Here is a 20,352-nt window from a genome sequence, read left to right as displayed (position 1 = left end):
CAAAAAAAGCCCCCGGCAACTCAGGGTTCCCGGGGGCTTGTTCACTCAGCCATTACCCAATCAATTGGTTTCCAGCTGATACGCCTTGCTCACGAACAACGCCGCAAACAGGCTCTTGCCTTCCTTGAAGGTGTACTGCTCTTCGAAACTGCCTTCTTCGACCAGCTTCTGCCCGATGGCGCATTCCGAGTCGCTGTGGTTCTTGGCCTTGGCGCCAAAGTCACTGCTCCACGACGACAGCCCAACCTCCTGGCAGAAGGCTGCGAACTTCGCCTTGGGGACTTGCTGCTGGTAATCGCTGAAAGCCTCTTTCAGCGATTTGAAGCCACTGTAGCTCACCGAGTAGTTCTCGACCTTGGCCTTGCGGGCAAAGCCGCTCACCGCTTCAGCCAACACCGCCTGGCCGGTGTACGGGCTGTACGCGCCAATCAGCATCGCGCTCAGGGCACTCTTGAGCTGGGTTTCGACATCGTCCAGTTCCGGCAGCGACTGGAAGTCGGCCTTGCGCACGATCTCCCCCACCTTGGAGCCGTCGTTGCGGTGGGTGACCACGAACGCCATCGAGCCTTCGCCATCGCTGGAGCGCTTGATGGTGAAGTCCAGGTCGACCGTGGTACCAAAGTCACCGGTACTGCTGACCAGAAACGCGCCGGTTACTGGCTGGCGCACCGCCATGTTGGCGCCCCAGGTGAAGTTCGACGGGACGGCCCGACCATTGGCGGCCAGCTCGGCACGTGGCTGGACTTCGTCGCTGACATCCGCCACCAGCACGACTTCAGCCCCCTTGCTGGCAAAGTAAGGGTTGGCCATCTGCATGCCCAGCAACTGGATATGAATGCTGCCATCCTTGCTGTCTCCGTCATGGGCCAGCTTCAGCGCATCAGCCTTCAGGTACACCCCGGCCACATTGCGGCTGACATTGAGCTGGTACTTGGCCCAGCCCGCCAGGCCTTCCTCAGCCGAACCACCCTGTACGGACTCCATCAAGCCCGACAGGCCGCGCATGAACTGCTGGGCGCCATTGGTCTGCGCCGCCGCCACGCGGATCTCCGGGTCGGCTACCGTCAGGTTGCCGGAAAACGCCGAGTAGGAAATGTCCCCCTCAGACAGCACATCCTCAAGGAAATAGCGCTCCTTGAAGTCGTCGTAGTAGGCCAGCGCAGCCTTCTTGCCCGAGCTGGCGACCATCGCATAGCCACCACCGAGCACCAGCACCGCTGCGGCCACACCGCCAATCAGCAGCTGCTTCTTGTTCATCTGTTTGATCATGGTGTTTGCCTCACTGGACCATGGCGGAAGCGTTGTTCCAGTCGTTCACGTACTGTTGGGAGACCTCGGGGGTCCAGCTGAAATCGATACCGGCGTTGGGGAATTCCTTGGCCAGCACGGCGCCGAACGACACGCGGTCGGCACAGTGGTCCTGTTTGCAGGCCTCCGGCTCACCGGCGCTGTAGGCACGGTAGGTAGGCACGGCGCGGCCGTCGTCCAGCGGGTAGTACGGCGTGGCGTTGGCCACCTGGGTCACGTACCAGCCTTCGCTGTATTCCTCGTCCGCAACCAGGCGGCCGTTGCTCGGGAAGTCGATGCTGTAGAAGTCACCTTTCTTGCCGGTAACGTGCACCATCATCGGCACTACGCTGGCCGAGGTCGCAGGGTTTTGCTGCTCCAGTGGCGAAGCGAAGCGCACCTTGATACCGGCCATCTGCGCCAACGCCTCGGTTTCGCGCCCCTTGAAGTCGCTCATGCCGTCCTGCAACTGCTGGTAACGTTCCAGCACACGGGTGTGCACGCGGGCCAGTTCCTGTTGGCGCTGACGCTGCTCACGCACACGCTGCTGCTCGCGCTGTACCGCCCAGTTGGCTCCGTCGCGCACATCGAAGAACAGGCCTTGGCGGTTGATGCCGATGCGGTTGCGGGTGATTTTCTGCGCGTCGTTGCCCCAGATGTTGTTCGAGATCGCCGACAGGTCTTTGACGATGAACAGGTTGGCCACATCGGTGGTGGTCGGCGAGGTGGTCTTGATCAGGTCGAAGATTTCCAGCGCAGCTTCCTTGTACTTGGTCGCGTCCAGGGCAAACGACTCGTCCGGGGTGACCGCGACGTAGTAAGGGTCGCTGCCGAACGGGCGGAGCACGCCGTAGCTGGAGCGGGTGAACGTCAGGTACACCTTCATCTGCCGGCCTGGGATCTCGCCGACCAGGAACGCGGCCTGGTCAGCTTGCGGCGTGAGATAAGAAACGGCCTTGCCCTTTACCGCAGGCTCAAGGTGCTTGTTGAAGATCAAACCACTCGGGTGAGCATAAACGCGGGTCCAGTTATCACCCCGGTAGGTACCCACAGCCTTCCAGCTGATTTTGTCGAAGCTGCCTTCACCAAAGCCGGACGCTGGGCACGGCATGGCCGGGGTGGTGCCGAACGACAGGGTATCGCCATCGCCGATGATCGAGGTACTGAGCACCCATTTGCAGCCGGTGCCGTCCGTTACCTGCATCAGGTTGCGGTTTTCCAGGACCACCGAGCGACCGAAGTCCGAAGTGGGGGCTGCGGCGACTGCTGTGGCAGGTGCCGGAGCGGGCGGCACAACAGGGGCTGCTGCAGGGGCTTCGGGGGTTGGAGCTGGCTCTGCGGCTACGGCTGGCGCGGGCGCGGGGGCCGGAGCGGGTTTTGCCTGCGCAGGTGCGGCTTCGACCACTGCCGGCGCCGCTGCAGCAGCAGGGGCTGGGGCTGGGGCCGGAGCAGGTGCCGGTGTCGGTGCAGCAGCAGCCGGTGCTTCTGGCTGTGCAGGTGCCGGAGCGGGGGCAACTGCTGCAGCCGGCGCCGGGGCGGCAGTGGCAGGCGCAGCAGCCAGAGTTACCAGCCCCAGGTTGCTGGCATTGCCCGAGCCGCTGGCGTACAGGTTGCCCTTGGCATCGACCGCCTTCCAGCTCACCTTGGCAGTCGAGCAGTCCTTGGCGAACACGAACGGCAGCTTGGTCAGCAGGCCTGACAGCAGTTCCTGGTTATCCCAGGCCGGGCGGGTGATGGTCAGGTCGACCTGGGGTTTGCACCAGGTGGTGGCATCCCCGGGCACTTCGACCTTGATGTTGTCTTTCTTGGAAAAGGCCAGCTCGTGGGCGAACGCCTGCGGTACCAGACCACAAGCGCCGATCACAGCCAGCGCGAGCGCGTGCTTTTTCATGGAGTTCCTCAGATCAGTTCCCAGGTGCCGTTGGCTTGTTTGCAGAAGGTGTTCTGCTCTTGTTCGGTCTGGCCGCTTTGCGATTTCAGGCTGACGGTGACCGGGCGGCAGGCCGCTTCGGCGGCAACTGTCTGGGTCGGCAGCGACTGCACCGAGTCCAGGTCGAAGCCTTGGGTTTCCTTGCTGGCGGCAACGTCCAGCTCGTCCAGGTTGACGGCTGGCGTTACACGCTTGGCAACCGCTTGCGCCTTGGGCTCGACGTAGTTCTTGTGCACATAGCCCACGGTCACACCCTTGCGGCCGACCAGAATCCAGTCACCGGTGGAGCCCACGGCGGTGAATTCGGTGTGGTTCTTCAGGCTGCCGACTTTCTCGCCAGCCTGGTTAGGCGCGGCGCGCACGTTGAGGTTGTCGCTGATGGTCACATACGGCTCGTTGATCAGCTTCATCGACGGCACCGCCTGGATCTTCGGCGCGCGCTTGACCTCGACCTGCTTGGTCTTGGTGTATTCCTTGCCCGGCACGATCTGCGCGGTGGCGCCGGAATGGTCGGACTTCCAGGTCACTGGCTGGGCACTGGCAGTAGTTTGCTGCTGGCTCAGCACTTCCTGCGTACGCAGCGCCAGGGCTTGCTGGTCCTTTTCATCGAGCATGTGGCCGATGCGGTTGCCCACGTAGGCGCCAATGCCACCTGCGATCAGCGCGGCGGCGATCTTGCCGTTGCCACTGCCCATGGTCGAGCCGATGGCCACACCGGCCAGGCCACCGATCACGGTGCCCGCTTGCTCTTTGCTGATCCCGAGCTGTGCACAGGCCGTGGTAGAGGCGATGGCGACCGCCAGAAGGGACGCGACGAATTTCTTACGCAAGTGGAGCACTCCATTTTCGGTGGGGCGCACAGCCGCGTACCGCAGCCAATGGTTGGCGGCAGCATTCGAGTTTGTGCGGGGTTTTCAGAAATTGTGCAGCACTGGCCGCAGACGACAATTCAGCCGTCCAGCGAGGGGCGCAGGGGGAGACCAGTACGGCGCAAAGCATCCAACGAATCCATGTCAGGAAGAGTTCATCGCCCAGCGCGCGTAATCATTACGGCGTGTGGCCTGGGCGTGAGAGGCGTATCAGAGCGCCGCATTGTAGCCCAAGGTGCCATTGTCAGTTCAAGACAAAATGTTGCAGGAAGCCTGTCTGATTGATTAGTAGAAATCCGTCCTACAACTTCTACTCAGAATTATCCCCTTCCTTGTAGGGCGTTTCCCAAACATACTGCCAACCCGCTCAAACGGTTGCGACGGATTCGGTCGCGCTCTAGTCTCGGCTCGTCGTTGTGAAATCAGCGACCGGCTTTGACAGGCCGACTACTCAAGTTTCCGTTGCAGCGCTTGATGGCAGCTGTGCATGGGGCACATTCGTGTGCGCCGGGTCCTTGGGTACCGGTCTGTCAACCCATGTATAGCTGCCTCCATTCGTTTGACAGCGTTGCCAGGCGGCTCCACTACCCAAGGAGCTTACATGCGCAAGACAGTCCCCGATCCACCCTACTCCCCCCATCCCACCCAGATCCTGCAAGACACCCTGGTCCAGTCCTCAGAATACGTACTCTGCGCCCTGTCCGTGGCCCGCCAATCCGTGCAACTCAAACCCACCGCCCACAGCTCGATCGTGATGCAGGCCGTGATCCATGAAATGGAAGCGGTACAGGGGCTGGTCGAGTCGGCGTTGATGCAGTTGCAGATGCGGCCGCATTTACCCACAGAGCCTCACACCTTGCATTAGCAGGTCAGGCCTCTTCGCGGGCACGCCCGCNGGAGCGGGCGTGCCCGCGAAGAGGCCAGCCCAGGCAACCCAGAATCCAGGGAAACAAAACAATGCCCACCGACAACACAACAGAACCCACCACAGTCGGCAAGACCTGCTTCTACCAAGGCGAAAACAACACCCACCCGCTGTTCCGCATCGAACCCGGCATCCCCTGCCAGGACGCCCGCGAACAGGCGTCCGAACTGATGGGTTACGTGCGCGACCTGATCATCACCGGCCTGATGGACGGCGACCAGAAACTGATCTGGGCCTCGCATTACCTGAGCGCGATGGCCAAGGCGCTGTTGGATGATGCTGAGTTGGGGATGATGAAAAAGTAAGGCGCAACGAAAAAGCCCCCGAAAGCTTTCGCTTCCAGGGGCTTGATCTTGTATGGCGGAGAGATAGGGATTTGAACCCTAGGTACTGTTGCCAGTACAACGGATTTCGAATCCGTCCCGTTCGACCACTCCGGCATCTCTCCAATGCCGCGCATCATACCAGCGTTCTTTTAAAACGCAAATCTTTTTTTCAAAAAAACCACGTGGTATCAGGCGCTTGCGTGAACGCGTCGCTTACAGCGGCACGCCCAGGCGCTTGGCAACTTCTTCGTAGGCTTCGATCACGTCGCCCAGGCCCTGACGGAAGCGGTCCTTGTCCATCTTCTTGCGGGTTTCTTTGTCCCACAGGCGGCAGCCGTCCGGGCTGAACTCGTCGCCCAGCACGATCTGGCCGTGGAATACGCCGAACTCCAGCTTGAAGTCGACCAGCAGCAGGCCGGCGTCATCGAACAGCTTGCTCAGCACTTCGTTGACCTTCAACGACAGCTTCTTCATTTCTACCAGTTGCTCGGCGGTGCCCCAGCCGAACGCGACAACGTGGGATTCGTTGATGAAGGGGTCGCCCTTCTCGTCGTTCTTCAGGAACAGCTCGAAGGTGGACGGCTCCAGCTTGATGCCCTCCTCCACGCCCAGGCGCTTGACCAGGCTGCCGGCAGCGTAGTTGCGCACCACGCACTCGACCGGAATCATGTCCAGCTTCTTCACCAGGCACTCGTTGTCGCCAAGCAGCTTGTCGAACTGGGTCGGCACGCCGGCTTCTTCCAGTTTCTGCATGATGAAGGCGTTGAACTTGTTGTTCACCATGCCTTTGCGGTCGAGTTGTTCGATACGCTTGCCGTCGAACGCCGAAGTGTCGTTACGGAACAGCAGGATCAAGCGGTCGGCGTCGTCGGTCTTGTAAACCGATTTGGCCTTGCCGCGGTAAAGTTCTTCGCGTTTTTCCATGATTGGGCTCCGCTTGCTTGAGGTGTTGGGCTAGGCGATTTCGCGCCAGTCGAGCCCGTGTTCCTGATTCGCCACCTGGAGCCAGTCCGGGTCGCACCCAAGGGTGTCGACAAAACACTGGCGGGCCAAGTGTGGCAGGTTGTTCTTGCTGCTGAGGTGGGCCAGCACCAGGTGTTGCAGGTTGCTCCAGCCCAACTCGTGCACCAGGCGCGCAGCCTGGTGGTTGTTCAAATGCCCTTGCATGCCACCCACCCGCTGCTTCAGAAAAGCCGGGTAGTGACCACGTGCCAGCAGGTCGCGGCAGTGGTTAGCCTCGATCAGCAGTGCATCCAGGCCCTGGTAACGCTCCAGCAACAGCGCGTCGTAAGAGCCCAGGTCGGTCAGCATGCCAAAGCGCCGCTTGCCGTCGCTGACCACGTACTGCAACGGCTCGTAGGCGTCGTGCTCGACCCGCGCTGCGGTTACTTCCAGGCTGCCGATACGCAGGCTTTGGCCACACGCGAGAAAACCGGCCACCTCCACCGGCTTGCGCATGCCGCGCAAAGTCCCTTGGCTGAGGTAGACCGGTACATTGTAGCGCCGTGACAGCAAGCCGACCCCATGCACGTGGTCGGCATGTTCGTGGGTGACCAGCACTGCACTGAGCTGAGCGGCAGAAACCCCGAGCAGCGCCAGGCGCCGCTCGGTTTCACGCAGGGAAAAGCCGCAATCGACCAGGATGAACGTGTCACCACTGGCGATCAGCGTGCCGTTCCCTTGGCTGCCGCTTCCGATTACCGCGAAGCGCACTTAGCCCAGGTGGTCCTGAATGGCGCTCAGCACACGGCGGGCGACATCGGCCGGAGCCACGGTGTTGATGTTTTTCTCGACCGTGACCTGCACGCTCTCACCCACCTTGCTCAGGCGAACCTGGTAACGCTCGGCACGGGCTTCACGCTCTTCCTTGGTCGGCTCGCTGCCGAACAGGCGGCTGAAGAAGCCAGGCTGGTTCTGCTTGTCGTCAGGCTTTTCGGACAGGTTGATGTAATACAGACCCAGGCTGCGGTTGATGTCCTCAACACGCCATTCGCCGCCCTGCTCCAGCGCACGACCCACGCCAGACCAGGCGCGGTCCAGGTCGGAGCCCAGGTACAGCACCGGGTTGCCGCTGCCGTCTTCGCTCAGGCTGACGCGGCTTGGGGCGTCGAAATCGCGCGCGGCCAGCAGCGACACCGAACCGCCCTTCTCGGCGCTGCGGTTCATGCTGGCAAGCATTTCGTCGACCAGCAGGGCATCGGTGCCGGTATTGCTGGAGCTGGACGGGAACGCAGGCTCGGCAGTGCTGCCGGCCGGGCGCTCGACGCTGACCACATACACTTCGGAGGTGTTGCGCTGCACGCCAGGCTCCATGCGCACACGGACACGCACCTCGCTGTCGCCGCTGCTGGCAGTGCTGGCCAGACGCTGGCCAAGCGATGCCGACAGTTCGTCGAAACGCTGCCAGGTGGTGTTGAACTCACCCGTCTGCGGGCGCTCTTCAGCAATGCGGAAGCCGTTATCCTCGAAGAACTGCCGGGCTACCGGCCACACTTCGGCTGGCGAATGCTGGGCCAGCACCCAACGGCTGCTGCCGCTGCGCTGCAGGCTGTAGTCGGTGACCTGGGCGGCACCGCCCGTCAACGGTTGCGGGCGAGGCACTTCAAACTCACCCTTGACGGTATCGTCAGCGACGTTACGCGGAATCGGCAGCAGCGGGTCAAGGCGTTTGACGTTGCTGGCGTCCGGCGGCAGCTGCATCGGCGCGGTCGGGTGCGCCTGCAGGTAGTCACTGCCGCGGTCGCGGAAATAGCCATCCTCGCCCCACAGCCAGCCACACCCACTGGTGGTGGAGATAATCAGGGCAAGGGCGGAAAGACCAGCCAGTCGCTTCATGCGGTGTACTTCCTCTTAAACCAGTACGCCGGACTGGCGCAAGGCAGTACGGACTTTTTCGTGGCAGCCTTCGCTCAGCCAGGTCAGTGGCAGGCGAATACCTTTTTGCATCAGGCCCATTTCGACGAGCGCCCATTTCACCGGGATCGGGTTGGACTCGCAGAACAGGTCTTTGTGCAGCGGCATGAGTTTTTCGTTGATTGCGCGGGCCTTCTCGGCATTGCCCTCAAGGGCGGCCTCGCACAGGTCCGCCATTTCGCGCGGAGCGACGTTGGCGGTGACGGAGATGTTGCCCTTGCCGCCCATCAGGATCAGCTCGACGGCAGTCGGGTCGTCGCCGGACATGACGATGAAGTCCTTGCTGACGCCATCGAGAATGGCCTTGGCGCGGGCCAGGTCGCCCGTGGCTTCCTTGATGCCGATGATGTTCGGCACGGTCGACAGGCGGATCACGGTCTCGGCCTGCATGTCGCAGGAGGTACGGCCGGGAACGTTGTAGAGGATCTGCGGGATGTCGACGGCTTCGGCAATGTGCTTGAAGTGCTGGTACAGGCCTTCTTGCGTTGGCTTGTTGTAGTACGGCACAACCAGCAGGCAGGCGTCGGCGCCAGCATTCTTGGCGTTCTGGGTCAGGTGCACGGCTTCGGCGGTGGAGTTGGCACCGGTGCCGGCGATGACCGGAATCGGTTTGGCGCTGCGTTTGACGCGCTCGACCACGTGCTTGATGACCAGGATGTGTTCTTCGACATCCAGCGTGGCCGACTCACCGGTGGTGCCGACAGCGACGATCGCATGGGTGCCGTTTTCCAGGTGGAAGTCTACAAGTTTGTCGAGGCTGCCCCAGTCAACACGCCCTTGTGCATCCATGGGTGTGACCAATGCCACCATACTGCCCGCAATCATGTAACTGCTCCTGCCGGAAAAAGAGAGCGGTAATGGTACTGGGGGCATCGACCTTGCACAAGCGAAGCAGGCGGGTGGAGCATTCCCCTCGGCGGCTTATTTCGCTACCCTTGGCCCTTTGATCGGTGCAGCGCGGCCCGCCGGGCCGTCGACCTTGCTCCCCGCCAGCGTCCAAGACCTCGCATGCGAGCCCCGGGCCCTGCCGACAGGAGGCTTTTGCCCGTCCTGTGCCGACCGCTCATCGCTTTAGGAATGCTGCATGTCCACCCCCACCGTCCGCGAACAATTCCTTGTCATCAGTGCCCTGGGCCCGAACCCCATGGAGCTGGCCAACGTCCTCAGCCGCGCTGCCTTCGAAAACCGCTGCGCGGTGGTCACCTCGCGCCTGAGCCGCCACGGCGAGACCAGCGCCCTGGTGCTGCAGGTGGGCGGCAGCTGGGACGCCCTGGCACGTCTCGAGTCCACCCTGCCAGGCTTGGGCAAGAAGCACGGCCTGACCCTCGACGTGGTCCGCAGCGCGGACCAGGAAGTGCGCCCGCAGGCCCTTCCGTATGTAGCCTACGTCAGCGCTGCCTACCGCCCGGACATCATCAACGAGCTGTGCCAGTTCTTCCTTGACCACCGCGTCGAGCTGGAAGCCATGACCTGCGACACCTACCTGGCGCCGCAAACCGGTAGCAGCATGCTCAACGCCCAGTTCACCGTGATTCTGCCGGCCGGCACGCAGATCAGCTGGCTACGCGACCAGTTCCTGGACTTTGCCGATGCCCTGAACCTCGACGCACTGATCGAGCCATGGCGTCCCCAGAACCCAATGTAAGGAAACCGATCATGGCTGTAGCACTCGACCAACCTGTCGCCGACTTCCAGGCCCAGGCCACCAGCGGGCAAACCGTCAGCCTTGCCGAACTAAAGGGCCAGCAGGTGGTGGTGTACTTCTACCCCAAGGACAGCACCCCAGGCTGCACCACCGAGGGCCAGGGCTTCCGCGACCAGCACGACGCCTTCGCCGCGGCCAATACCGTGGTATTCGGTGTGTCGCGTGATGGCATCAAGTCGCACGAGAACTTCAAGGCCAAGCAAGGCTTCCCGTTCGAGCTGATCAGCGACAAGGACGAGGCCCTGTGCCAGCTGTTCGACGTGATCAAGCTGAAGAAGCTGTATGGCAAGGAGTACATGGGCGTTGACCGCAGCACCTTCCTGATCGACAAGGACGGGGTGCTGCGCCAGGAATGGCGTGGCGTGAAAGTGCCCGGGCATGTGGATGCAGTTCTGGCTGCTGCTCAGACCTTGAACAAGGCTTGAAATTGAATGGGGCTGCCTTGCAGCCCTTCGCGAGCACGCCCGCTCCCACAGGAATTGTGCAGGGCCCAGTGGGAGCGGGCGTGCCCGCGAAGGGCCGCAGAGCGGCCCCAATGACATTCAAAGCATCGGTGAAACGCTAGGCTCCTGCTTGGGCCACGCATCCAGCACGGCCTTGATCAGCGTCGCCAGCGGGATGGCGAAAAATATCCCCCAGAACCCCCATAGCCCGCCAAACAGCAGCACTGCACAAATAATCGCCACAGGGTGCAGGCTCACCGCCTCGGAGAACAGCAGCGGTACCAGCACGTTGCCATCCAGCGCCTGGATGATCGCGTACACCGTCATCAGGTAGATGAACTGGTCGCCCCAGCCCCACTGGAACAACGCAATCAGGGTCACCGGCACGGTCACGACCACCGCGCCCACGTAAGGCACCACCACCGACAACCCCACCAGCAACGCCAATAGCGCTGCGTAATTGAGCCCCAGGCTGATGAAGGCGATGTAAGTGGCAATGCCGCAGATCAGAATCTCGATACCCTTGCCGCGGATGTAGTTGGCGATCTGCCGGTTCATCTCGCTGCCCACCCGGTTCAGCAAGGTGCGCTGGCGCGGCAGGTAGCCACTGACCCAGCGGCCAATGAGTTCGCGATCCTTCAGGAAGAAGAACACCAGAATCGGCACCAGCACCAGATAGATCATGGCATTGACCAGCAGTGGCAGGCTGGACAACGAGAAGGTCAGCGCCCATTGACCAAACTTGCCAATTTCACCGCGCACCGATTCGATGGCATGCAACACCTGCTCGTCCGACACCAGGTGCGGATAGCGCTCCGGCAGCAGCAACAACAACGACTGCCACTTGCCGAGCATGCCCGGCAGCTCGTTGAACAGCGTGATCAGCTGGTGCCACAGCAGCGGTACCAGCACCAGCATGAACACCGCCAGTGCGCCCATGAACAAGGCGAACACCAGCATCACCGCCAGCCGTGTAGGTACGCGCACGCGCTCCAGGGCGTTGACCAGCCCCTGCATCAGAAACGCCAGCACCATGCCCGCCAGCACCGGCGCGAGCATGCCGCCCAGGGTGAGCACGGCGGTAAAAGCCAGGAACAACAGGACCGCCAGCACCACCGCTTCCTCATCGGAGAAGTAGCGCTGCACCCAGTCGCGAAGCACTTTGAACATTGACGATCCTTGGAAAAGACTCAGGCCTTGCGCAGCCAGTAAGTATAGGTACCGGCCTCGGCCGTTTCTTGCAGCAGGGTATGACCGGCCAACTGGGCGAAAGTGCGGAAGTCGCGCTGGGAGCCTGCGTCCGTGGCGATAACCTTGAGCACCGCGCCACTGGCCAGGCGATTGAGCTCCATCTTGGCCTTGAGCAGTGGCAAAGGGCAATTCAGCCCGCTGGCGTCCAGTTCGGCGTCGCAGGTCAGGGTGTTACTCATCGCAGGGTCTCCAAAGGCATCGCCAGGGTGCTTCTTGGCATGGCTGGCTAGGATAGCGCCACTGGTCGCCAACGTGTGAGCCCGCTACAGTAGGTATCTTTGATCCGACGCGAGCTTCATGCATGAATCTACTGCGCCCTACCCTGCTGACGCTGGCCTGCCTGATGGCCCTTCCCGGCCATGCTGACGACCTGCCATCACTGGGTGATGCCAGTTCTGCGATCGTCTCGCCGCAACAGGAGCACCAACTGGGCCGCGCCTGGCTCAGCCTGCTGCGCGGCCAGGTCAATCAGCTCAACGACCCACAGCTCAAGGACTACGTCGAAACCAGCGTGTACAAGCTGGCCGAAACCAGCCAGCTGCAGGACCGGCGCCTGGAGTTCATCCTGATCGACAGCCGCGAGCTGAACGCCTTTGCCGCCCCGGGTGGCATTGTCGGGGTCAACGGCGGGCTGTTCCTCAACGCTCAGACCGAGGGTGAATATGCCTCGGTACTGGCCCACGAACTGGCGCACTTGTCGCAACGCCACTTCGCGCGGGGTGTCGAGGCCCAGCAGCGTATGCAGTTGCCGATGATGGCGGCGCTGCTGGCCGGCATCGTGCTGGCCGCAGGTGGCGCCGGCGATGCGGGCATCGGCATGATTGCCGGCACCCAGGCGGCGGCCATTCAGGAGCAACGGCGCTTCTCGCGCCAGAATGAACAGGAAGCCGACCGCATCGGTATCCAGAACCTGGAAAAGGCCGGCTACGATCCGCGCAACATGCCGACCATGTTCGAGCGCCTGGCACGCCAGTATCGCTATGACGCCAAACCGCCGGAGTTCCTGCTGACCCACCCGGTGACCGAATCACGTATTGCCGACACCCGTAACCGCGCCGACCAGGCGCCCCAGGGTGGTATTGAAGACAGCATGCGCTACCAGCTGATCCGCGCCCGGGTGGCACTGACCTACGAAGGCACGCCGGGGCTTGCCGCCAAGCGCTTCCGCGCCCAGCTGGACGAAGACCCAAAACTGGATGCCGCACGTTATGGCCTGGCCTTGGCACAGATCAAGGGCGGGCAATTGAACGAGGCCCGTGAAATGCTCAAGCCGCTGCTGGCCAAGGCGCCCAACGACATCACCTACAACCTGGCGCAGATCGACCTGGACATCACCAACAACCGTCTTGCCGACGCCCAGCAGCGCGCCGAACGGATGCAGGGGCTGTACCCGGGCAACTACCCGTTGAAACAGGTGCGTGCCGACCTGCTGGTGAAACAGAACAAGCCGGCTGAGGCCGAGAAGGTGTTGAACGAGCTGGTGAAGAGTCGGCCGGATGACCCGGATGTGTGGTACGACATGGCCGAGGTGCGTGGCTTGTCGGGCAATACCATTGGCTTGCACCGGGCGCGTGCCGAGTACTTCACGCTGGTCGGCGACTTTGATCAGGCAATCCAGCAGCTGGATTACGCCAAGCGCCGGGCGGGTGGGAATTTCCCGCTGGCCTCACAGATTGACCAGCGCCAGCGCGAGATCATGGAGCAACGGCGCATGGTTCAGGAAATGATGGGGCGCTGAGGATTTTGGGGGCGCGTTGCGCCCCAATCGCGACACAAGGCCGCTCCCACAATGATCGGCGTATGCAGGGTCATGCGGGAGCAACTGTCTTGCTCAATTTCTAAAAGCTGGCGCGATCCCTGTGGGAGCGGCCTTGTGTCGCGATTGGGGCGCAAAGCGGCCCCGGCAACCTCAAGCGTTACCGGAAAGCTTCAGCCGCGCCGCCTGGGTAAAGTCCAGCATGCGATTAAGCGGTTTGATCGCCTTGGGTACCAGCGCCGGGTCAACAAAAATCTCGTTGGTGCCATTACGCAGGCAATCCAGCACCCGCTCCAGGGTGTTCATCGCCATCCACGGGCAGTGCGCACAGCTGCGGCATGCCGCGCCGTTGCCGGCGGTGGGGGCTTCGACGAATTCCTTGTCCGGGCACAGCTGCTGCATCTTGTAGAAGATGCCGCGGTCGGTGGCGACGATGAAGGTTTTGTTCGGCAGGGTCTGGGCAGCCTTGATCAGCTGGCTGGTGGAACCCACCGCGTCGGCCAACTCGATCACCGCTTCCGGCGACTCGGGGTGCACCAGGATCGCAGCATCCGGGTACAGCGCCTTCATGTCAGCCAACTGGCGCGACTTGAACTCTTCGTGAACGATGCAGGCACCGTCCCACAGCAGCATGTCGGCACCGGTCTGCTTCTGGATGTAACGGCCCAGGTGCTGGTCCGGGCCCCAGATGATGGTTTCGCCGTTGTCCATCAGGCTTTCGACAATTTCCAGCGCGCAGCTCGAAGTCACCACCCAATCGGCGCGCGCCTTTACCGCTGCGGACGTGTTGGCGTAGACCACCACGGTGCGTTCAGGGTGCTGGTCGCAGAAGGCCGAGAACTCTTCTACCGGGCAGCCCAGGTCGAGCGAGCAAGTGGCCTCCAGTGTCGGCATTAGCACGCGCTTTTCCGGGGTGAGGATTTTTGCCGTCTCGCCCATGAAGCGCACACCGGCCACGATGACCGTTTCGGCCGGGTGGTTCTTGCCGAAACGGGCCATTTCCAACGAGTCGGACACGCAGCCGCCGGTTTCTTCAGCCAGCGCCTGGATGACCGGGTCGCAGTAGTAATGGGCAACCAGCACGGCATTCTGGGCTTTGAGCTCGGCAGCGATGGCCGCACGGTATTCGGCCTCCTGCTCGGCTGTCAGCGGGTTGGGCTGCTTGGCGTCGAGGTGGGCCTGAACCAAAAGGCGTTCGGAAATCTGGGTCATGATCGCTGGACCTGCAGGCGCGCTTGCGCGTCAAATCGAGTGTACCACCCGGCCCTGGCAGATCGGCTAAGGGTGCCGGACGGCAGGGTGACCGCCACGGCCCTCTGCGGGCGCGGATTATTATCGGAGGCCGAAGGCTACAGACAATCCAGCGATTACTAAAGGGGTTTTTGTGTTGCCTGTGCTGACCTCTTCGCGGGCAAACCCGCTCCTACACTGTGAAATCCTGGTAGGAGCGGGTTCACCCGCGAAGAGGCCGCAACAGGAGAAACCATCACCCCTGCGGCGACAGGCCCCCCAGATGCGCCGCCATGAACATGGCAAATTCTTCCACGGTCATTTTTCGGCCATTGAAATCGACCATGCCATCGGCATAGTGCAGGCTGCTGACCACATCATCGCCCTGCACGGTGGCCATGCCGCTCTGCAGCGCCATCATACCGACCATCTCCCCCGCCTGGCTCGACTGCATGGCAATCGCTTGCGCATCGGTCTGGCCATCCAGCAAGGCCTGCAAGGTCGCCAGGTCACCGATCATCGGCTTGGACAGTGACAGCTTGCCTTTCACCTCCGTGATGATCTGCTTGCTCAGCTGATCCGGCGGCAGGTCGAAGCTGGCCGGCGCGGCGAGGTCCATCGACAGGTTGAAGCGGCTCTCGCCATTGGCGGTCTTGAACGACAGGTTTTCCACCGCCAGCTTGGGCTTGGCGGCCAGCAATTTCTGCAAGTCACCCTGGAAGCGGGCCTTTTCGGCGTCGTCCATCTGGATCTGCGGCACCGGCTGGCCAGCCGCACTGGCGGCCTCGAACTCCGGCAAGTGCGACTGGTACCACTTCGACAAGGCCTGCAGCGCCGGGGCGTTTACCGAAGTCACGCTCACCGCCATCTGCGCCTTGCCTACCGCGCGGCCATCCCAGCTGATGTCGCCGACCTTGTACGCCGCGCGGCCACCTACGGTGTCCGTGCCTTCAAGGGTTTGCAAGGCGCTCTGTTCCAGGCCCTTGATCAACAGCACCTGCTGTTTCGGCCCAAGTGTGACCTTGGCTTCAGCCAACGCCAGATCGACGTTACCGACATAGATGGCATCGTGCGCGGTGGCTGCGAGGTTACCGCCAAACGTCAGCCCTTTGAGCTCGAACGTGGCCGGCGGCTGGTCGTCATGCACACGCTTCATCACCAGCCTGTCGGCCTGGCCGCGGAACTTGGAGGCCTTGCCCTCCTTGTCCCCACTGACTTCGAACTGCATACCCGAGAAGTCGAAGGTGTTGCCATCCGCTTCGTCAAACTTGAGCGGCGCCAGCTGAACCTGGCTGACCACACTGCCGCCGTAACCCAGGCTGGTCTGTGCGCTGATCGGGGCCTTTTCACCCGCAGCGGCGAACAATGGCGCGACGGCTTCATCCTTCTGCAGCGTGCTGTTGCTGACCGCCATTACCGGCATCAGCTTCAGTGCCCTGACCCTCGACCAGGGAAACGGGCCGTGCTCGATCTGGTCGGTCACGCCCACGTCAAAATTGATCACCTCGCCCTGCCCCACGTTGATGTCGCGAGCCTTGAGCCGGTACTGGGCAGTGCTGCTGAAGAGATGCTGCTCCAGCGACACACGCTCGATGCTCATGCTACCACCGGTACTGACCAGGGCCTTTTTGAGTTCGGCGTTGCTGCGTGCAAGGGCGTTGTCCAGCTCTGCCGGCAGCTGCTTGCCGGTGTACCAGGCGCCTGCGGTGGTTGCGACGGCAATGGCGATAGCCAGGCCGGAAAGGATGCCAACTGATTTCTTCATGAATAGAACCGATTGCTGTCCGTAAGGGCTTCGAAGGCGGCCAGAGGCCACGCAGAAATCGAAGAGTACCACCCCCGATTGGGCCGAGCGCTGGCCCAGCTCGAGAAATGCCATTTTTCGGACACATCCGACAGCCAGGTGAAACAAGCAAAGGACTCGTTAATTTTTACGAACACTCAAATTGATCAGAATCGCAAAAAAACGCGCAACAACCGAACAAATCCCGTATTTAATCGATAAATATTTCAATTTTGCAACATCTTGTCATGTTTAACTTGACACCCACCTACCCATCGTTTTTTATTTTCACCACTTTGCGCGCCCCACCGCGCCTTCCGCCGCTCCAACATAAAAGGTGAACAATATGGAGCCCACCCGCTCGCCCTTGCCGCATGCGCAATACACCGTGCCCGTCGTTTACGCTCAGCAGCAGGAGCCATGCCAGCATGCAGCCTGACCACAGCGCTTCCGGCAACGGCCAACTTCGCAAAACCCTGCGCCTCTGGCACGTGATCATCATCGGCCTGGCTTACCTGACCCCGATGACCGTGTTCGACACCTTCGGCATCGTCAGCGGGATCACCGCTGGCCATGTACCCAGCGCCTACATCCTGGCATTGGCCGGCATCCTGTTCACCGCGGTGAGCTATGGCACCCTGGTAAAACGCTTCCCGCAGTCGGGCTCGGCCTACACCTACACCCAGCGCGCGATCAACCCGCACGTGGGCTTCCTGGTGGGCTGGTCTTCACTGCTGGACTACCTGCTGCTGCCGATGGTCAACGCGCTACTGGCCAAGCTGTACCTTTCGGCCATGTTCCCGGAAGTACCTGAGTGGATGTGGGTCGCCGGCTTCGTCACCCTGATCAGCCTGATCAACATGCGCAGCGTAAACCTGGTGGCCCACTTCAACCTGCTGTTCGTGGGTGTACAGGTGGCGATCATCGCCGTGTTCATCTACCTGTGCGTGCGCGGCCTGGACCAGGGCGAAGGGCTGGGTACCACCTGGAGCCTGATACCGTTCGCCGACAGCCAGACCCAGTTCAGTGCCCTGGCCGCCGGTGCAACCATCCTGTGCTTCTCGTTCCTGGGCTTTGATGCGGTCACCTGCCTGTCCGAGGAAACCCGCGATCCGGCCAAGACCATTCCCCGGGCAATCTTCCTCACCGCACTGATTGGCGGCGTGGTGTTCATCACCGTGTCGTACTTCATCCAGGCCTACTTCCCGACCATGGCCCGCTTCCACGACCATGAAGCAGCCCTGCCGGAAATTGCCCTGTACGTTGGCGGCAAGCTCTTCCAGTCGATCTTCATTGCCTGCACCGTGATCAACACCATCGCCTCGGGCCTGGCCTCGCAAACCAGCGTGTCACGCCTGCTGTATGTAATGGGCCGCGACAACGTGATCCCGGCCAGCGTCTTCGCCCGCCTGCATTCGCGCTACAAGACGCCAGTGCTGAACATTGCAGTCGTAGGGCTGATTTCGCTATCGGCGATCTTCTTCGACCTGGTTACCGCCACTTCCATCATCAACTTCGGCGCCCTGGTCGCGTTCAGCTTCGTCAACCTGTCGGTCATCAACCACTGCTACCTGCGTGAAGGCAATCGCAAAGGCCTGAGCAACCAGTTTAAGTACCTGGTTCTGCCTACCATCGGCTTCTGCATCATCGTCTCGCTGTGGCTGGACCTGAACGCACATTCGCTGATGTTTGGCGGCATCTGGGCTGCGCTCGGGCTGGTCTACCTGGGCTGGCTGACCAAAGCCTTCCGCGCGGCACCGCCCAACTACGTCGCCGAATGACCCACGCTGCCAACAACGCCCGCGCCTGATCGCGGGCGTTGCATTTGTTTGAAAAGGAAAGCCCTCATGCCGCTGCGTCGCCTCTCCATCCAGTGGAAGATCACACTCCTCGCCGGCCTGTGCCTGCTGGCCATTGTCGCCTTGCTGGTAGCCACCTCGCTGACCCAGGCCCATCGCAGCGCCGCCCTGGTCAACCAGGCCAACACTGCCATGCTCGAAGACAGCGCCCGCCAGCGCCTGCAGGCCCACGCCGAAACCCAGGCCTTGCGTATCCAGCGCTACTTCATGGACGCCTACCAGTACGGCAATGGCTTTGCCCGCCTGGTACAGGTGCTGAAAGACCGTGGTGGTAGCGACCTGCGCGCCGAACTGACCCGCCAGGCGCGTGCCAGCCTGGCCGGCAACCCGGATGTGATTGGCCTTTACCTGGTGTTCCAACCCAATGCCCTGGACCAGCAGGACAGCCACTACCTCGGGCAGGACGCCTTGGGCAGCAATGAGAGCGGGCGTTTCTCGCTGTACTGGTCCCAACCAAGCCCCGGCACCCTGGAACTTGAAGCCATGCCGGAAACGATGCTCGGCGACATCAGCATCGGCAGCAACGGCGCGGCGAAGAACCGCTGGCTGACCTGCCCGCAGGACACCGCCAGGACCTGCATGCTCGAACCGTACCTCGACGAGGTCAACGGCCGTCAGGTGCTGATGACCAGCATCGCTCTGCCATTGCTGGAACACGGCAAGGTAGTCGGCGTGGTCGGCCTGGACATCGGCCTGGCCAACCTGCAGCAACTGAGTGTGGACGGCCGCCGCGACCTGTTCGACGGCCAGGGCCAGGTGAGTATCGCCACCGCCGCCGGCCTGCTGGCGGGCAACAGTCGCGACGACAGCACGCTCGGCAAGCCCATGGCAAATGCGGTAGCCGACGGTCTGCTGCGCGTGGCCCACCCCTTCACGCCAATCCCTGACACAGCCCCGTGGCAGGTATGGCTGGAAGTGCCGGAAAGCGTGCTGCAGGCCCCTGCCGTAGCCCTCAACCAGCGCCTTGATGCCCATAACCAGAATGCCAACCTCACCAGCCTGCTGATAGGCCTTGGCACGGCAATCGTGGGGTTGCTGCTGGTGTGGCTGACCGCTCGCGGCGTTAGCCGGCCAATCCTGGCCGTGGCGGCACGCCTGGAAGACATTGCCAGTGGCGAAGGCGACCTTACCCGTCGCCTGGACTACGCCCGCCAGGATGAACTGGGCCTGCTCACCGGCTGGTTCAACCGCTTCCTCGACAAGTTGCAACCGGTCATTGCCCAGGTCAAAGGGTCGCTGCAGGAGGCCCGCGACACCGCCGACCAATCGGCCGCCATCGCCAGCCAGACCAGCAACGGCATGCAGCAACAGCATCGCGAAATCGAACAGGTGGCCACAGCGGCCAATGAAATGAGCGCCACCGCTCTGGATGTCGCCCACAACGCCTCGCAGGCGGCCCAGGCCGCACGCGCTGCGGATCAGGCCAGCCAGGAAGGCTTGCAACTGGTGGACAGCACGCGCCAGGGCATCGACCGCCTGGCCGCCGGCATGAACACTGCCATGGACGAGGCCCGTGCACTGGAAGACCGCAGCGGGCAAATCGGCTCGGTGCTTGAAGTGATCCGCACCATTGCCGAGCAAACCAACCTGCTGGCACTGAATGCCGCCATCGAAGCGGCCCGCGCAGGCGAAGCCGGGCGTGGCTTCGCCGTGGTTGCCGATGAGGTGCGCGGCCTGGCCCAGCGCACGCAGGTTTCGGTAGAGGAAATTCGCCAGGTCATCGAAGGCCTTCAGCAAGGCACCCAGGACGTGGTGGGGGCCATGCATGCAGGCCAACGCCAGGCCCAGGACAGCGCCGCACGCATGGAGCAGGCATTACCGGCACTGCAGCGTATTGGCGAGGCCGTGGCGGTGATCAGCGACATGAACCTGCAGATAGCCTCGGCGGCGGAAGAGCAGAGCGCGGTAGCCGAGGAAGTGAACCGTAACGTGGCCGGCATTCGAGACGTGACAGAATCGCTGGCCGGGCAGGCCGATGAATCAGCACGCATCAGCCAAGCCCTGAACCGGCTGGCCAACCAGCAGCAGGCGCTGATGGAGCAGTTTCGCGTCTAGCCTGTCAGGGCCTCTTCGCG

18 protein-coding genes, 1 tRNA gene and 1 pseudogene are annotated in these 20,352 nt (G+C 62.2%); 8 read left to right on the top strand and 12 right to left on the bottom strand.

Features of this window, described 5'->3' with window-relative positions; genetic code table 11:
• Nucleotides 1-60: 60 nt before the first annotated feature.
• The 3 genes from ACTJJN_RS14730 to ACTJJN_RS14720 are packed head-to-tail and all read right to left on the bottom strand — an operon-like array spanning nucleotide 61 to nucleotide 4,047.
• Nucleotides 61-1,269: a hypothetical protein gene (locus ACTJJN_RS14730; RefSeq protein ID WP_440781361.1), complete on the bottom strand. Its 1,209-nt coding sequence runs from the start codon at nucleotides 1,267-1,269 to the stop codon at nucleotides 61-63.
• 10 nt (nucleotides 1,270-1,279) lie between these two features.
• Nucleotides 1,280-3,178, bottom strand: a complete 1,899-nt coding sequence (locus tag ACTJJN_RS14725; protein WP_440781360.1) for a hypothetical protein — start codon at nucleotides 3,176-3,178, stop codon at nucleotides 1,280-1,282.
• 8 nt (nucleotides 3,179-3,186) lie between these two features.
• A complete protein-coding gene (locus ACTJJN_RS14720) occupies nucleotides 3,187-4,047 on the bottom strand; it encodes an SH3 domain-containing protein (protein ID WP_003254727.1) in 861 nt (286 codons plus the stop codon).
• A gap of 640 nt (nucleotides 4,048-4,687) precedes the next feature.
• Between ACTJJN_RS14720 and ACTJJN_RS14715 the strand changes: the two genes are divergently transcribed.
• Nucleotides 4,688-4,951: a hypothetical protein gene (locus tag ACTJJN_RS14715; RefSeq protein ID WP_440781359.1), complete on the top strand. Its 264-nt coding sequence runs from the start codon at nucleotides 4,688-4,690 to the stop codon at nucleotides 4,949-4,951.
• Nucleotides 4,952-5,043: 92 nt separating this feature from the next.
• Complete coding sequence (locus tag ACTJJN_RS14710; RefSeq protein ID WP_012051485.1) at nucleotides 5,044-5,316, top strand: DUF3077 domain-containing protein; 273 nt, start codon at nucleotides 5,044-5,046, stop codon at nucleotides 5,314-5,316.
• Nucleotides 5,317-5,369: 53 nt separating this feature from the next.
• Here the strand turns inward: ACTJJN_RS14710 and ACTJJN_RS14705 are convergent.
• The 5 genes from ACTJJN_RS14705 to dapA all read right to left on the bottom strand — a co-directional run bounded on the left by ACTJJN_RS14705 (nucleotide 5,370) and on the right by dapA (nucleotide 9,075).
• A tRNA-Ser gene (locus ACTJJN_RS14705) sits at nucleotides 5,370-5,459 on the bottom strand.
• A 91-nt stretch (nucleotides 5,460-5,550) separates the two neighbouring features.
• Nucleotides 5,551-6,261, bottom strand: a complete 711-nt coding sequence (gene purC / locus ACTJJN_RS14700; RefSeq protein WP_003254733.1) for a phosphoribosylaminoimidazolesuccinocarboxamide synthase — start codon at nucleotides 6,259-6,261, stop codon at nucleotides 5,551-5,553.
• A gap of 30 nt (nucleotides 6,262-6,291) precedes the next feature.
• Nucleotides 6,292-7,050 carry an MBL fold metallo-hydrolase gene (locus ACTJJN_RS14695; protein ID WP_088513439.1) on the bottom strand — a complete coding sequence of 253 codons (759 nt, stop codon included), beginning with the start codon at nucleotides 7,048-7,050 and terminating at the stop codon, nucleotides 6,292-6,294.
• The gene (gene bamC, locus ACTJJN_RS14690) at nucleotides 7,051-8,172 is read right to left on the bottom strand and encodes an outer membrane protein assembly factor BamC (RefSeq protein ID WP_003254738.1); all 1,122 of its coding nucleotides are present in this window, start codon (nucleotides 8,170-8,172) and stop codon (nucleotides 7,051-7,053) included.
• A gap of 15 nt (nucleotides 8,173-8,187) precedes the next feature.
• Nucleotides 8,188-9,075, bottom strand: a complete 888-nt coding sequence (dapA, locus tag ACTJJN_RS14685; RefSeq protein WP_003254739.1) for a 4-hydroxy-tetrahydrodipicolinate synthase — start codon at nucleotides 9,073-9,075, stop codon at nucleotides 8,188-8,190.
• 259 nt (nucleotides 9,076-9,334) lie between these two features.
• Between dapA and ACTJJN_RS14680 the strand changes: the two genes are divergently transcribed.
• Nucleotides 9,335-9,895: a glycine cleavage system protein R gene (locus ACTJJN_RS14680; protein ID WP_003254741.1), complete on the top strand. Its 561-nt coding sequence runs from the start codon at nucleotides 9,335-9,337 to the stop codon at nucleotides 9,893-9,895.
• 11 nt (nucleotides 9,896-9,906) lie between these two features.
• Nucleotides 9,907-10,380: a peroxiredoxin gene (locus ACTJJN_RS14675; protein ID WP_014755600.1), complete on the top strand. Its 474-nt coding sequence runs from the start codon at nucleotides 9,907-9,909 to the stop codon at nucleotides 10,378-10,380.
• A 117-nt stretch (nucleotides 10,381-10,497) separates the two neighbouring features.
• Here the strand turns inward: ACTJJN_RS14675 and ACTJJN_RS14670 are convergent, their stop codons facing one another.
• Nucleotides 10,498-11,568, bottom strand: a complete 1,071-nt coding sequence (locus ACTJJN_RS14670; protein WP_003254744.1) for an AI-2E family transporter — start codon at nucleotides 11,566-11,568, stop codon at nucleotides 10,498-10,500.
• Between the two features lie 20 nt (nucleotides 11,569-11,588).
• Nucleotides 11,589-11,828 carry a sulfurtransferase TusA family protein gene (locus tag ACTJJN_RS14665; RefSeq protein ID WP_003254745.1) on the bottom strand — a complete coding sequence of 80 codons (240 nt, stop codon included), beginning with the start codon at nucleotides 11,826-11,828 and terminating at the stop codon, nucleotides 11,589-11,591.
• A 122-nt stretch (nucleotides 11,829-11,950) separates the two neighbouring features.
• On the opposite strand from ACTJJN_RS14665, the gene ACTJJN_RS14660 reads away from it, so the two are divergent.
• Entirely contained in the window at nucleotides 11,951-13,387 is a 1,437-nt protein-coding gene (locus ACTJJN_RS14660; RefSeq protein ID WP_003254746.1) for a M48 family metalloprotease, read from the top strand.
• 171 nt (nucleotides 13,388-13,558) lie between these two features.
• Here the strand turns inward: ACTJJN_RS14660 and nadA are convergent, their stop codons facing one another.
• Together nadA and ACTJJN_RS14650 are read right to left on the bottom strand one after the other, a co-directional pair.
• Entirely contained in the window at nucleotides 13,559-14,617 is a 1,059-nt protein-coding gene (gene nadA, locus ACTJJN_RS14655) for a quinolinate synthase NadA (RefSeq protein ID WP_003254747.1), read from the bottom strand.
• Between the two features lie 274 nt (nucleotides 14,618-14,891).
• Nucleotides 14,892-16,400, bottom strand: coding sequence for a YdgA family protein (locus ACTJJN_RS14650; RefSeq protein ID WP_440781358.1), 1,509 nt, complete (start codon nucleotides 16,398-16,400; stop codon nucleotides 14,892-14,894).
• Between the two features lie 446 nt (nucleotides 16,401-16,846).
• On the opposite strand from ACTJJN_RS14650, the gene ACTJJN_RS14645 reads away from it, so the two are divergent.
• From ACTJJN_RS14645 to ACTJJN_RS14635, 3 genes and pseudogenes are all read left to right on the top strand, one after another.
• Complete coding sequence (locus ACTJJN_RS14645) at nucleotides 16,847-18,199, top strand: APC family permease (RefSeq protein ID WP_014862073.1); 1,353 nt, start codon at nucleotides 16,847-16,849, stop codon at nucleotides 18,197-18,199.
• Between the two features lie 66 nt (nucleotides 18,200-18,265).
• Nucleotides 18,266-19,474: pseudogene (gene mcpU / locus ACTJJN_RS14640) on the top strand (methyl-accepting chemotaxis protein McpU); the annotation flags it as partial.
• Between the two features lie 102 nt (nucleotides 19,475-19,576).
• On the top strand, nucleotides 19,577-20,332 hold the full coding sequence (locus ACTJJN_RS14635; protein WP_370688784.1) for a methyl-accepting chemotaxis protein: 756 nt from the start codon (nucleotides 19,577-19,579) through the stop codon (nucleotides 20,330-20,332).
• Nucleotides 20,333-20,352 lie beyond the last annotated feature (20 nt).

The organism is Pseudomonas sp. 22515, assembly GCF_052044625.1.
Lineage (GTDB): Bacteria > Pseudomonadota > Gammaproteobacteria > Pseudomonadales > Pseudomonadaceae > Aquipseudomonas > Aquipseudomonas alloputida.
The sequence above is the reverse complement of the archived record's forward strand: the minus strand, read 5'-3'. Positions and strand labels throughout refer to the sequence as shown.

What these genes read in the sequence shown, in the direction of transcription:
- ACTJJN_RS14645 (WP_014862073.1), top strand. Translation starts at nt 16,847, where the DNA reads ATGCAGCCTGACCACAGCGCTTCCGGCAACGGCCAACTTCGCAAAACC.
- purC (WP_003254733.1), bottom strand. Translation starts at nt 6,261, where the DNA reads ATGGAAAAACGCGAAGAACTTTACCGCGGCAAGGCCAAATCGGTTTAC.
- ACTJJN_RS14730 (WP_440781361.1), bottom strand. Translation starts at nt 1,269, where the DNA reads ATGATCAAACAGATGAACAAGAAGCAGCTGCTGATTGGCGGTGTGGCC.
- nadA (WP_003254747.1), bottom strand. Translation starts at nt 14,617, where the DNA reads ATGACCCAGATTTCCGAACGCCTTTTGGTTCAGGCCCACCTCGACGCC.
- ACTJJN_RS14680 (WP_003254741.1), top strand. Translation starts at nt 9,335, where the DNA reads ATGTCCACCCCCACCGTCCGCGAACAATTCCTTGTCATCAGTGCCCTG.
- dapA (WP_003254739.1), bottom strand. Translation starts at nt 9,075, where the DNA reads ATGATTGCGGGCAGTATGGTGGCATTGGTCACACCCATGGATGCACAA.
- ACTJJN_RS14725 (WP_440781360.1), bottom strand. Translation starts at nt 3,178, where the DNA reads ATGAAAAAGCACGCGCTCGCGCTGGCTGTGATCGGCGCTTGTGGTCTG.
- ACTJJN_RS14670 (WP_003254744.1), bottom strand. Translation starts at nt 11,568, where the DNA reads ATGTTCAAAGTGCTTCGCGACTGGGTGCAGCGCTACTTCTCCGATGAG.
- ACTJJN_RS14635 (WP_370688784.1), top strand. Translation starts at nt 19,577, where the DNA reads ATGCAGCAACAGCATCGCGAAATCGAACAGGTGGCCACAGCGGCCAAT.
- ACTJJN_RS14660 (WP_003254746.1), top strand. Translation starts at nt 11,951, where the DNA reads ATGAATCTACTGCGCCCTACCCTGCTGACGCTGGCCTGCCTGATGGCC.
- bamC (WP_003254738.1), bottom strand. Translation starts at nt 8,172, where the DNA reads ATGAAGCGACTGGCTGGTCTTTCCGCCCTTGCCCTGATTATCTCCACC.
- ACTJJN_RS14715 (WP_440781359.1), top strand. Translation starts at nt 4,688, where the DNA reads ATGCGCAAGACAGTCCCCGATCCACCCTACTCCCCCCATCCCACCCAG.
- ACTJJN_RS14665 (WP_003254745.1), bottom strand. Translation starts at nt 11,828, where the DNA reads ATGAGTAACACCCTGACCTGCGACGCCGAACTGGACGCCAGCGGGCTG.
- ACTJJN_RS14675 (WP_014755600.1), top strand. Translation starts at nt 9,907, where the DNA reads ATGGCTGTAGCACTCGACCAACCTGTCGCCGACTTCCAGGCCCAGGCC.
- ACTJJN_RS14710 (WP_012051485.1), top strand. Translation starts at nt 5,044, where the DNA reads ATGCCCACCGACAACACAACAGAACCCACCACAGTCGGCAAGACCTGC.
- ACTJJN_RS14650 (WP_440781358.1), bottom strand. Translation starts at nt 16,400, where the DNA reads ATGAAGAAATCAGTTGGCATCCTTTCCGGCCTGGCTATCGCCATTGCC.